Below are 13565 nucleotides of genomic sequence, written 5' to 3' on the forward strand. Positions count from 1 at the left end.
CAGGCTGCACGGAGATCAATGTTTCGGGGGAAACGTCTGCCATGGTCCCGCCGGTTCTCGACCCGCGCCGCCGCGCCGCGCTCACGAAACTGCTGGCCGCCCGGCACCGCGACGCCGCACCGGTCACCGCGCAACCACGCGACGGGCGTACCTTCGCGTGCACCCCGGCACAGCGGCGGATCTGGCTCGCCGACCAGTTCGACGCCGCCCGCGCCGCCATCCCCAACGCGACGTTCGGCCTGCGGCTGGACGGCCCGCTGCGCGTCGACGCCCTGCGCGCCGCGTTCGCCGCCGTGGTCCGCCGGCACGAGGCGATGCGGACCGTGTACGTCGTCGAGGACGGCCGGCCGCGGCAGCGAATCCTGGACGAGGCCCACGCCCCGCTCGACCTGCTCGACCTCATGACCGACACCGATCCCGAGCAGCGCGCCCACCGGCGCGCCGCGGACGCCGCCGCCGAACGTTTCGACCTGGCGCAGGGCCCGCTGTTCCGCGCCACGCTGCTGCGCCTGGCGCCGGAGCGGCACGTGCTGCTGTTCGCCGGGCACCACATCGCCTTCGACGAGCAGTCCGTGGCGATCGTGGAGGCCGACCTCGCCGCCGCGTACGCCGGCCGCCTCGACCACACACCGCCGCCCGCCCTGCAGTACGCCGACTACGCCACCTGGCTCGACGCGAACCCCGCCGCCGCGGACCGGCTCGAGCGGTGGCGGGCCCGGTTCACCCCGCCGCCGCAGGACCTGGCACTGCCGTTCACGGCCGACCCGGCCCGCCGCCCCGAGCCGCACGACGGCGACGGGGTCACCAGCAGCGTGCGGACCACCCTGCCGCCCGGCACCCTCGACCGGCTGCGGCCCGACCCGGCCGCCACCCCGTTCGTCGTGCTTCTGGCGCTGCTCGACGTGGTGCTCATGCGGTACACCGGCCGGCACGACCTGTGCGTCGGCACTGTGTCCTCCGGCCGGGGACGCGTCGAGCTGGAGCCGATCGTCGGATGCTTCCTCAACCCGGTCGCGCTGCGGACCGACCTGCGCGGCGCGGCGACCTTCGGCGAGGCCGTCCGGCGGGCCCGGCACGCCGTCGTCGAGGCGTTCACCAACGAGGTCCCGTTCGAGGAGGTCGTCGTGGCGGCCGACCCGCCCCGGCGACCCGGCGTGCACCCGCTGTTCCAGGTCGCGCTGCACCTGCACCGGTACCGTACCGACCACGGCGACTGGCCGGGCCTCACCACGCAGACGTGGCATCACGAGGTCGGCGCGCCCGGGCTGGACCTGACCGTCGAGGCGACGCCGCTGCCCGGCGGCGGCGCGGAGCTGACGTTCCGCCACCCCGTCGGCGCCCTGGAGCCCGGCGCCGCCGAGCGGATCGCCGCCGACTTCCGCGCCGTCGCGGCCGCGATCGCCGCCGACCCGCACCGTCCACTGTCGAGCATCGGACCGTCCGATGAGGACATCGCCCTGCTCCGCGGCTGGAACGCCACCGCGGCACCGCCCGGCGGGACGGTCCCGGACCTGGTGACGCGGCGGATCGCGGCGGCGCCCGACCGGGTCGCCGTCCTCGCCGGCGCAGTCACGCTCACCGCCGCGCAGCTGTCCGACCGCGCCGACGCGATCGCCGGGGCACTGCGCGCGGCGGGCTGCGCCCGGGGCACCCTCGTCGCCGTCCGCGTCGACCGGTCGGCGGACCTGCCCGCGGCGGTGCTGGGCGTGTGGCGCGCCGGCGGCGCGTACGTGCCGATCGACCCCGACTACCCGCCGGCCCGCCAGGCGCTGGTCCTCGCCGACTGCGCCGCGCCGCTCGTGCTGACCCAGCGGGCGCTGCTGGACGACCTGCCGCCGCACGACGCGACCGTGGTGGTCCTGGACGACGTGTCCGGCCCGCCGCCGGCGGGGCAACCGGTGCCGGTCGCGGCCGGTGACGTCGCCTACGTGCTGTACACGTCCGGGTCGACCGGCCGCCCGAAGGGTGTCGCGGTCGAGCACGGCGCGCTCGCCAACTTCGTCCTCGACATGCGCGACCGCCTCGACGCAGGACCGCAGGACCGGTGGCTGGCCGTCACGTCCCTCGCGTTCGACATCGCCGGTCTGGAGCTGTACCTGCCGCTGGTCACCGGCGGATGCGTCGTCGTGGCCGGCGAGGCGCTGCTGCGCGACGGCGCCCGCCTGACCGCCCTGGTCCGCGACGCCGGCGTGACCCACGTGCAGACCACGCCGTCGCGGTGGCGGCTGCTGCTCGCCGCCGGGTTCGACCGGCCCGGCGTGACGGCGCTCGTCGGCGGGGAGGCGCTGCCGCCGGCCCTCGCCCGGCAGCTGCGCGCCGCCGTGGGACGCCTGGTCAACGTGTACGGCCCGACGGAGACGACGATCTGGTCGACGGCGTGGGAGGTGCCCGCCGACCCGGCCGAGGTGCTCATCGGCGGGCCGATCGCCAACACCCGCGTGCACCTCTGCGACGACCTGGGGCGTGAGGTGCCGGTCGGCGCCGTCGGTGAGCTGTGCATCGGCGGCAACGGCGTCGCCCGCGGCTACCTGCACCGGCCCGGGCTCACCGCCGACCGGTTCCGCCCCGACCCGTGGGGCGCGCCCGGTGCCCGGTTGTACCGCACCGGGGACCTCGCCAGGTGGCGGCCCGGCGGGCAGCTGGAGTTCCTCGGCCGCGGCGACGACCAGGTGAAGCTCAACGGGCACCGCCTCGAGCTCGGCGAGGTCGAGGCGCGGCTGGCCGAGCTGCCGGGCGTGACGGAGGCGGCGGCCGCGGTGCACGGCGACCCGGCCACGAAACGCTGGCTCGTCGGCTACCTGGTGACCGCCGGCGGCGGCCCGCCCGCCGACTGGCGGAAACGGCTCGCCGCGGTGCTCCCGGCGGCCGTCACGCCCCGGCACGTCGTCACCCTGGAGCGCCTGCCGCTGACCCCGAACGGGAAGCTCGACCGGGCCGCGCTGCCCGCACCGGACCCCGTCGAGACCGGCGCGGGCGCGGCGCCGCGGTCCGCGACCGAACGGCTCGTCGCCGACGTCTGGTCCGAGGTGCTCGGCCGTGACGGCATCGGCGTCGACGACGACTTCTTCGCCCTCGGCGGCCACTCGCTGCCGGCGATGACCCTCGCGGCGCGGCTGTCGGAGGTGAGCGGGCTCGACGTGTCCGTGCGGGCCGTGCTCGCGCACCCGACGGTCGCCGAACTCGCCGCCGCGATCGACGGTCTCACCGCCGCCTCGACCGGCGCCCGGACCTCCCCCGTCACCCGGCGCCCCGACCCGTCCGCGCCGGCGCCGCTGTCGGCCGGGCAACAGCGGCTGTGGTTCCTGCACCAGCTGGACCCAGCCGACGCCGCCTATTCCATGCACCTGGTGTACCGGCTGCGCGGCCCCCTCGACGCCGGCCGCCTGGAGGCGGCGCTGGGGACCGTCGCCGACCGGCACGAGGTGCTGCGGACCCGGTTCCTGGAGCACGGCGAGGACCTCGTCCAGTTCGTCGCTCCCCCGGCCGGCGTGCGCCTGGACCGGGTGGAGGCCACCACGGAGGACGACGCGCGGCGGGCGGTCGCGGCGTGGACGAACGCACCGTTCGACCTGACCGCGGGGGCGCTGCTGCGGGCCGGCCTGGTCCGGCTCGGCCCGGACGAGCACGTGCTGTGCCTGGCCACGCACCACATCGCCGGCGACGGCCGGTCCCTGGGCATCATCGTCGAGGAGTTGCACGCCGCCTATGCCGGCGCCGCCCTGCCCGACCTGCCGGTGCAGTACGCCGACTTCGCCGCCTGGCAACGGCAAGCGCCCGCCGACGACGCCGCCCTCGCCTACTGGAGCGGGCAGCTCGCCGGGGCGGCCACCCTGGAGCTGGCCACCGACCGGCCCCGGCCGCCGGTGCAGACCTCACGTGGCGCGTTCGCCCGGCACCGCCTGCCCGCCGGGCTCGCCGACGCCCTCGACCGGGTCGCCCGCGCCGAACGCTGCACCCCGTTCATGCTGCTGCTCGCCGCCTACCAGGCGTTGCTGGCCCGGCACACCGGCCAGGTCGACATCAGCGTCGGCTCGTCGATCTCCGACCGGGCCCGGCCTGAGCTGCGCGACGTCGTCGGGATGTTCGTCAACACCCTCGTGCTGCGCACCGACCTGTCCGGTGACCCCACGTTCCGCGAGCTGCTCACCCGCGCCCGCGAAACCGCCCTGGCCGCCTACGCCCACCCGGACATCCCGTTCGAACGGCTCACCGCGGTCCTGGACCTGCCCCGCGACCCGAGCCGCACGGCGCTGTTCCAGACGATGCTGATCCTGCACACCGAGACCGGCGCAGGACTCGACGTGCTGCCGGGCGTCACCGCGGAGCTGTTCGACGACGGGTTCGCGCAGGCGAAGTTCGACCTGATGCTGGACGTCTGGCGGGAGCCGGACGGGCTGCAGCTGTCGCTGAACTACCGCACCGACCTGTTCGACGCGGCCACCGCCGACCGGCTCGTCGCCCGGTTCGGGCTGCTGCTGGCTGCCGTCGCCGCCGACCCGGACGTGCGACTGTCCGACGTGGACCTGTCGGCCCCGCAGGAGCGGGCCGCGCTGCTGGACCTGGGCCGCGGGCCGGTCCGCGCCGAACCCGACGACGACGTGGCCGGGCTCGTCGCGACGTGGGCGGTGCGGACCCCGGAGGCCGTCGCCGTGGTGTGCGGCACCGACCGGCTGACCTACGCCGAGCTCGACCGCCGCGCGACCCGCCGCGCCGCCGCGCTGCGGGGCCTCGGCATCGGGCCCGACCGCACCGTCGCCGTCGCCCTCGACCGGGGTGTCGAACTCATCGTGACGCTCCTGGCGGTGCTGCGGGCCGGCGGCGCATACGTGCCGATCGACCCGCGCTACCCCACGGCGCGCCAGGAGCTGCTGCTGCGCGACTGCGGCGCCACCGTCCTGGTCACCGCCTCCTCGTTGCCCGAGGGCGGGGGCATCCCGGCGGCACGGCCCGCCGGAGCGGACCACCTGGCATACGTCATCTACACGTCCGGCTCGACCGGCACCCCCAAGGGTGTCGGGGTGTCGCGGGCCGCGTTCGCCGCGCGGGTCGCGTGGATGCGGCACCGCTACGAGCTCAGTGTCGACGACCAGGTGGTGCAGTTCGCGTCGATCAGCTTCGACACGCACGTCGAGGAGGTGTGGCCGGCGCTGACCGCGGGCGCGCGGCTGGTGCTGCTGCCGCCCGGCGAGGACCTGCCGGAGCTCCTGGCCCGCGAGCCGGGCGTGACCGTGCTGGACCTGCCGACCCCGTACTGGCACGAACTGACCGCGATCGTCGGGCAGGTGCGCTGGCCGGCAGCGCTGCGGCTGCTGATCCTCGGCGCCGACCAGGTCCGCGCCGACGCCATCGACGCCTGGTTCGCTCACGTCGGCGACCGGGTCATTGTCCTGAACACGTACGGCCCCACCGAGGCGACGGTCATCGCGACGACGGCCGTGCTGGGTCCCGGCACCGACGGGCGCCGGCCGCCGATCGGCACCCCGATCGCCGACACCCGCCTGTACGTCGTCGACGGCGACCTGCGCCTGGTCCCCGACGGGGTCCCCGGTGAGCTGTGCATCGCCGGTGCCGGGCTGGCACGCGGCTACCTGGGCCGCCCGGCGCTGACCGCGGACCGGTTCCGGCCGGACCCGTTCGGCCCGCCCGGCTCCCGGCTGTACCGCACCGGCGACCTGGTCCGGTGGCGCACCGACGGGCAGCTGGAGTTCCTCGGCCGGCTCGACGACCAGGTGAAGATCCGCGGGTTCCGGATCGAGCCCGGCGAGGTCGAGGCCGCCCTCGCCGCGCTGCCCGGGGTGCGGCAGGCCGCGGTCGTCGCCCGCCCCGGCGCCGCCGGGCACCTGGTCCTCGCCGGGTACGCCGCCGGCGACGACCTGCGCCCCGACGAGCTGCGCCGGGCCCTCGCCGAGCGGCTGCCACCGTTCCTGGTGCCGACCCACCTCATCGCGCTCGACCGGATCCCGCTGACCGTCAACGGCAAGGTCGACCGGGCCGCGCTGCCGGCCCCGGACGCCGCCGGCGGCGGTTACGTCGCGCCGCGGACCCCGACCGAGGGCCTCGTCGCGCAGGTGTGGGCCGGTGTCCTGGGCCGGGAACGGGTCGGCGCCGACGACGACTTCTTCGCCCTCGGCGGGCACTCGCTGCTCGCCGTCGCCGCCGTCGCCCGGCTGTGCGCGGCCACCGGCCGGGACGTGCCGGTCCGGGCGCTGTTCCTGCAGCCGACGGTCGCGGGGCTCGCCGCGGCCGTGGACCGGCTGCGCAGCGACGGCGACGCGCCCGTGGCGCGCCGCGCCGCCGGGCCGGCGCCGCTGTCGTTCGGGCAGCTCCGGCTGTGGTTCCTGCACCAGCTCGACCCCGCCGACGCGTCCTACAACATCAGCGTCGCCTACCGGCTCCGCGGGCCCGTCTCCGAGCCCGCGCTGCGCGCCGCGCTGGGCACCGTCGTCGAACGGCACGAGTCGCTGCGGACCCGGTACACGGCCGGCGACGACGAGCCGGTGCAGGAGATCCTGCCACCCGGCGGCATCGAACTGACCACCGTGGACGGCGGCGGCGACGCCGCGGCGATCGTCACGGGCTGGAGCAACACGCCGTTCGACCTGGCCGGCGGGTGGCTGCTGCGGGCCGGCCTCGTCCGGCTCGGCCCCGACGAGCACGTGCTGTCGCTGGTCGTGCACCACATCGCCGGCGACGGCCGGTCGATGGGCATCCTCGTGGAGGACCTGCGGGCCGCCTACGAACGGCAGACCCTCCCGGAACTGCCGGTCGCCTACGCGGACTTCGCCGCCTGGCAGCGCACCCGCCCCCTCGACGAGGACTCCCTCGGCTACTGGCGCGGGCAGCTCACCGGCGTGCCGGTCCTGGACCTGCCGACCGACCGGCCGAGGCCGGCGCTGTCCGGGTTCGCCGGCGACTTCCTCGCCCACAACCTGCCGGAGCGGGTCGCGGACACGGTGCGGCGGCTCGCCGCGGAGGCCCGGTGCACACCGTTCATGGTGCTGCTCAGCGCCTACCAGGTGCTGCTGGCGCGGCTGACCGGCCAGGACGACGTGTGCGTCGGCACCCCCGTCGAGCACCGGCCGCGGGTCGAGGTCGCCGGGATCGTCGGCTACTTCGTGAACACCCTGGCCCTGCGCGGCGACCTGTCCGGCGACCCCACGTTCCGGCAGCTGCTCGCCCGCACCCGGGACACCGCGCTCGCCGGGTACGCGCACCAGGACGTGCCGTTCGACCGGCTCCTCGCCGCGGTCGACGTGCCGCGGCTGCTGGACCGGACCCCGCTGTTCCAGACCATGTTCACGATGCACACCGAGGATGCCGCCGGCACCGACGTGCTGGCCGGCGTGACCGCCGAGTTCCACGACCCCGGGGTGCGGCACGCGAAGTTCGAGCTGAGCCTCGACGTTTGGCGCACCGGCGGCGGGCTGCGGCTGGTGTACGGCTACCGCACCGACCTGTTCGACCGCGGGAGCATCGACGCCCTCGCCGGACGGTTCGCGGCGCTGCTCGGCGCGGCCATCGCCGCCCCCGACGCGCCACTGTCCACCGTGGACGCCTGCGGTGACGGCGCCGAACGGGCCCGCCTGCTCGTCGCACCGGCGCGCGCCGACCGGCCCGCCACCGCCGGCCTGACACCAGCATCAGCACCGGCGCCGCGCGGGTACGTGCCGCCGCGCACCGCCGCCGAGGAGCTCGTCGCCGGCGTCTGGTGCGCGGTCCTCGGCGTCGACCGGGTCGGCGCCCACGACGACTTCTTCGCCGTCGGCGGGCACTCGCTGCTCGCCATGAAGGTCGCCGGGCGGCTGCGCGCCGCCACCGGCACCGAGATCCCGCTGCGGACCATGTTCAGCCACCCCGACCTCGCCGGGCTCGCCGAAGCCGTGGAGGAGCTGATGATCGCCGACCTGGCGGCGCTGACCGACGAGGACGCCGAGGCGCTGCTCGCGCTGGACGGGGAGCCGACGCCGTGACCACCACCCCTTCCCGTGAGGGACTGTCGTCCGCGAAACGGGCACTGCTGGAGCGGCGGCTGCGCCAGCAGGCACCGGCCGCGCCGGTCGTCCCGCCGCTGCCCGCCGACCAGCCGGTGCCGCTGTCGTTCGCGCAGGAACGGCTGTGGTTCCTGGAGCAGTTCGCGCCCGGCACCGGCGCCGCGAGCATCCCGGTCGTGCTGCGCCTGCACGGCGACCTCGACCCGGCCGCGCTGGCGGCCGCGTTCAGCGGGGTCGTCGCCCGGCACGAGCCGCTGCGCAGCCGGTTCACCGACCCCGGCGACGGCCGGCCGGTCGTCCACGTCGACCCACCCCGACCGGTTGACGTGCCGGTACTGACCGCCGGCGGCGAGGGCTCCACAGAACACGAGGCGCGGCGTCTCGTGGCGGCGCACGTCGCCGAGCCGTTCGACCTCGCCGCCGGCCCGCTCGTCCGGCCGGCGCTGATCCGCCTCGCCGCCGCCGACCACCTGCTCGTCGTCGCGATCCACCACATCGTCACCGACGGCTGGTCGATGGACGTGTTCGCCGACGAGCTCGCCGCCCTGTACTCGGCGACGCCGCTGCCCGACCCGCCGGTGCGCTACCGCGACTACGCCGCCTGGCAGCGCGACCGGATGGCCGGTCAGGCGAAGGACACGGCCCTCGCGTACTGGCGGGAGGAGCTCGCCGGCGTCGAGCCGCTGGAGCTGCCGACCGACCATCCGCGGCCGGCCCGCCAGACGTTCAACGGCGCCGAGCACACCGTCGCGCTCGGCGGGGCGTTGCGCGACGAGCTGCGGGCGCTGAGCCACGCGCACGGGGCGACGCTGTCGATGACGCTGCTCGCCGCGTTCCACGCGGTGCTGGGCCGGGCCGGCGGCCAGACGGACTTCGCCGTCGGCTCCCCCGTCGCCGGCCGGGCGCACCCGGAGCTGGAGCGCCTCGTCGGCATGTTCGTCAACACGCTGACGCTGCGGGCGCGGCTTTCCGGCGACCCCACGTTCGCCGAGCTCCTGGCCCGCACCCGGGAGACCTGCCTGTCCGCGTACACGCATCAGGAGCTGCCGTTCGAGCAGCTCGTGCAGGACCTGGACGTGCCGCGCGACGTGCGCCGCCCGCCGCTGTTCCAGGCGCTGTTCGCGATGCAGAACTACGCCGAGACCACCGGCCGCGCGTTCGCCGGGCTGACGCTCGGGCACTGGCCGGCGCCGGTCACCGCGACCCGGTTCGAGGTGGAGCTGTACGTCAAGGAGGCGCCGGACGAGCTGTGGGCGACGTTCGTCTACAACACGGACCTGTACAGCGCCGGCACCGCGCGGCGGCTCGCCCGGCACCTGTCGGCGTTCCTGCGCGCCGTCGCCGCCGACCCCGGCCTGCGACTGTCCGACGTGGACCTGCTGGAGCCCGGGGAGCGCGACGACCTCGTCCGCCGCCCGCAGCGGGTCGACCTGCCCGCGGGCGCGACGCTACCGTCGCTGATCGCCCGGACCGTCACGGAGCGGCCCGGCGCCGTCGCCGTCACCTTCGACGGCCACGACCTCACCTACGCCGACCTCGACGCCCGGTCCGCGGCCCTCGCCGGGCACCTGCGGCGGCTCGGCGTCTCCCGCGGCGACCTGGTCGCCGTCTGCGCGGAACGCTCCCCCGAACTCGTCGTCGCACTCCTGGCCGTCATGCGCGCCGGCGCCGCCTACGTGCCCCTCGATCCGCAGTACCCACCGGACCGCCTCGCGTTCATGCTCGCCGACGCCGCCGCGCCGGTCGTGCTGACCCAGGCCCGCCTGGCGCCGTCGCTGCCGCCCAGCGACGCCACGGTGGTCATGCTCGACGATCCGCTCCCGGCCTGCGACCCACCCCCGGACGACCTCACGCCGGACGACGTCGCATACGTCATCTACACGTCCGGCTCCACCGGCCGGCCGAAGGGCGTGCCCAACACCCACCGGGGCATCGTCAACCGGCTCGACTGGATGCAGCGCGAGTACCGGCTCCAGCACGACGACGCGGTGCTGCAGAAGACACCGGCGAGCTTCGACGTGTCGGTGTGGGAGTTCTTCTGGCCGCTGCTCACCGGCGCCCGCCTGGTCCTCGCCGCGCCCGGCGGGCACCGCGACGCCGAATACCTCCGCGACCTGATCCGCGCCGAACGGGTCACCACGCTGCACTTCGTGCCGTCGATGCTCGCCGTGTTCCTCGGCGCCGACGGCGTGTCCGGGTGCACGTCGCTGCGGCGGATCGTGTGCAGCGGCGAGGAACTGCCGGTCGACCTGGCCCGCCGCTGCCTCGCCACGCTCCCCGCCGGGCTGCACAACCTGTACGGGCCGACGGAGGCGGCGATCGACGTGTCCGCCTGGCACTGCGACGGCGACGCCCTCGCCGGGCTCGCGCGGGTGCCGATCGGCGCGCCGATCCAGAACATCGCCCTGTACGTCCTGGACGCGAGGCTGCGGCCCGTCCCCGCCGGCGTCCCCGGGCAGCTGTTCATCGCCGGGACCGGCCTCGCCACCGGCTACCTGCGGCGCGCGGCGCTGACCGCGGAACGGTTCCTGCCCGACCCGTACGGGCCGCCGGGCACCCGGATGTACGCGACCGGTGACCTGGCCCGCCGCCGCCCCGACGGCACGATCGACTTCCTCGGCCGCATCGACACCCAGGTGAAGCTGCGCGGGCTGCGCATCGAGCTCGGCGAGATCGAGGCCGCCCTGCGCGAGCAGCCCGGGGTCCGCGACGCCGCCGTGGTCGTGCGCGAGGACAGCCCCGGCGACAAGCGGCTCGTCGCGTACCTCGCCGCCGGCGCCGACCTCGACGACGGGCCGCTGCGGGCGGCGCTGCGCACCCGCCTGCCCGACTACATGGTCCCGTCCGGGATCGTCGTGCTGCCGGAGCTGCCGCTCACCCCCAACGGCAAGCTCGACCGGCGGGCGCTGCCGGCCCCGGTGATCCGCCGCGACGCCGCCACCGAGCTCGTCGAGCCGCGGACCCCGGCCGAACGGCTCGTCGCCGAGATCTGGCGGGACCTGCTCACCGTCGAGACCCTCGGCGTCGACGACGACTTCTTCGACCTCGGCGGGCACTCGCTGATCGCCACCCAGGTCGTCGCCCGGCTGCGCAAGGCGACCGGCGGCGGCGTGTCGGTGCTCGACGTGTTCCAGCACCGCACGATCCGCGCCCTGGCGGCACTGCTGGACACCCCGGCCGGTGCGCGCGGGCCGAGGCGGCTGCTCAACGAGCTGACCCGCCCCGTGCCGGCCGGGCAGCGGGTCGCGTCGCTGGTGTGCGTGCCGTACGGCGGTGGCAGCGCCGTGGTCTACCAGCCGCTGGCCGACGCGCTGCCGGCCGGCTGGTCGCTGCACGCCGTCGCGATCCCCGGGCAGGACATCGGGCTCAAGGAGGCGGCGCTGCCGTTCGACGAGCTCGCCGCCCGCTGCACCGCGGAGATCCTCGAACGGGTCGAAGGGCCCCTCATCGTCTACGGGCACTGCGGCGTCGGCTCGTCCCTCGCCGTCGAGCTCGCCCGCAGGCTCGAGGCGGCCGGGCGGACCGTGGAGGCCGTCTACATCGGCGCCGTGTTCCCGTTCGCCCGCCCCACCGGCCGGGTCACCGGGCTGCTGTCGCGGATCGCCGGCCGGGAGGCGCTGCTGGGCAACCGCGTCTACGAGAACTGGCTGCGGTCGATGGGCGTCGACATGGCCGAGTTCGACCGTGCCGAGGCCGACACCATCATCCGCAACATGCGGGAGCACACCAGGCTCGCCGAGGAGTACTTCACCGGCCTCTTCGCCGAGGTGGCCGCGGGGACGGTCACGCCGCTGCACGCGCCGATCGTCTCCGTCGTCGGCAGCCAGGACACCCAGACCGAGTTCTACGCCGAACGGTTCAAGGAGTGGCACTTCCTCACCGGCACGACGGCGCTCGTCGTGCTGGACGAGGCGGGGCACTTCTTCCTCAAGTACCGCGCGACCGAGCTCGCCGGCGTCGTCACCGCGGTCCACCGCACCGGGGAGACGCTGCGGGACCCCGGCGGCGGCTGGGTCGTCGCCGGCCGCTCCGCGTCCGCCACCGACACCGGCGGTCCCGAGCCGAGCCTGGGCCGGTTCCTCGCCGTCGCCGCCGGGCAGCTGGTGTCGATCGTCGGCTCGGCACTCACCGAGTTCGCGATTCCGCTGTGGATCTACCTGGAGACCGGTTCGCTGGTGCGGTTCGCGGTGTTCGCGGTCCTCGGCCTGGTGCCGGGGATGCTGGTCGCGCCGATCGCCGGTGCCGTCGTCGACCGCTACGACCGGCGCACCGTCATGCTCGCCGGGGACGTCGCCGCCGGCGCCAGCCAGGCGGTCCTGCTCGCCCTCGCGCTCACCGGCACCCTGCGCGTCGGGCACATCTACGTGCTCCTGGTGACCCTGTCGGTCGCGTTGACGTTCCAGCGGCTGGCGTTCGCGTCAGCGGTGCCGCAGCTCGTGCCGAAGCGGTACCTCGGCCACGCCAACGGCATCGTCCAGCTGAGCTTCGGCGCCGGGCAGTTCCTCGTGCCCCTGGCCGCCGCCGCGCTGATGGCGACCGTCGGGCTGCGCGGGGTGCTGCTGCTGGACGTCGCCAGCTACGTGTGCGCGGTCGCCGTCGTCGTGGCCGTCCGGTTCCCGCGGACCCTCGCGTGGGCCCGCCGCGAGACGTTCTGGCAGGAGGTCGTCGGCGGCTGGCGGTACTCCCTCGGCGAGGGCGGGCTACGGCCGGTGCTCATCTTCTTCGCGGTGCTCAACCTGTTCATGACGCCGCTGTTCCTGCTGCTGTCGCCGCTGGTGCTGTCCTTCGCCGACCTCGGCGCGGTGGCCCGGGTCAGCATGGCCGGCGGGCTCGGCGCGATCCTCGGCGGGCTGCTGATGAGCTTCTGGGGCGGCCCCCGACGGCAGCGGGTCCGCGGCATGCTGCTGGTCGTGCTGCTGCTCGCCGTGTTCAGCGCGCTGCCCGGGCTGCGCACCAGTGAGCTGCTCGTCGCCGTCGGCGCGCTGGGCATGTCGTTCGGGCTGACCCTCGCCAACGGCGTCTACACCACGATCGTCCAGGTGAAGGTGCCGCAGCGCTTCCACGGCCGGGTGTTCGCGGTGAACACCGTCATCGCATTCTCCACCATCCCGATCGGCTACGCCGTCGTCGGCCCCGTCGGCAGCCGCCTGCTGGAGCCGCTGATGGCGCCCGGCGGTGCCCTGTCCGGCACCGTCGGCGCCGTCATCGGCGTCGGTGCGGGACGCGGGACGGCGCTGCTGTTCCTGCTCCTCGCCGCGGTGATGGCGGTGCAGGTCCTGGTGTCGCTGCGGCTGCCGAGCCTGGCCGGGTTCGACGAGCGGGTCCCCGACGCCACCCCGGACGACCTCATCGGCGCCCGGGTGCGCGCCGCGAAAGTTAGGAGCCTCACGGATGAGTGAGCAGCGGTTCCAGGTGGTCCGCAACGACGAGGACCAGTACTCGATCTGGCCCGCCGGCGAGGCGCCGCCCGCCGGCTGGCACCCCGACGGCACCGCCGGGACCCGCCAGGAGTGCCTCGACCACATCGACGCCGCGTGGACCGACATGCGTCCGCGCAGCGCGCGCTGAACGGCA

The 13565-nt window shown here is 75.6% G+C and carries 3 protein-coding genes; all 3 read left to right on the forward strand.

Annotated elements, in window-relative coordinates:
• Window positions 1–41: 41 nt before the first annotated feature.
• The 3 genes from OHA72_RS49055 to OHA72_RS49065 are packed head-to-tail and all read left to right on the forward strand — an operon-like array spanning window position 42 to window position 13559.
• The gene (locus OHA72_RS49055) at window positions 42–7970 is read left to right on the forward strand and encodes a non-ribosomal peptide synthetase (protein ID WP_327002968.1); all 7929 of its coding nucleotides are present in this window, start codon (window positions 42–44) and stop codon (window positions 7968–7970) included.
• Entirely contained in the window at window positions 7967–13390 is a 5424-nt protein-coding gene (locus OHA72_RS49060) for a non-ribosomal peptide synthetase/MFS transporter (RefSeq protein WP_327002969.1), read from the forward strand. The genes OHA72_RS49055 and OHA72_RS49060 overlap by 4 nt, the downstream gene beginning before the upstream one ends.
• The gene (locus OHA72_RS49065) at window positions 13383–13559 is read left to right on the forward strand and encodes an MbtH family protein (protein ID WP_327002970.1); all 177 of its coding nucleotides are present in this window, start codon (window positions 13383–13385) and stop codon (window positions 13557–13559) included. Before OHA72_RS49060 ends, OHA72_RS49065 begins: the two co-directional genes overlap by 8 nt.
• Window positions 13560–13565: the final 6 nt, after the last annotated feature.

Source organism: Dactylosporangium sp. NBC_01737 (assembly GCF_035963215.1).
Classification (GTDB): Bacteria; Actinomycetota; Actinomycetes; order Mycobacteriales; family Micromonosporaceae; genus Dactylosporangium.

Bases quoted from the DNA above. Each gene is read 5' to 3' on its own strand.
- OHA72_RS49055 (WP_327002968.1), top strand. From the start codon at position 42: ATGGTCCCGCCGGTTCTCGACCCGCGCCGCCGCGCCGCGCTCACGAAA.
- OHA72_RS49065 (WP_327002970.1), top strand. From the start codon at position 13,383: ATGAGTGAGCAGCGGTTCCAGGTGGTCCGCAACGACGAGGACCAGTAC.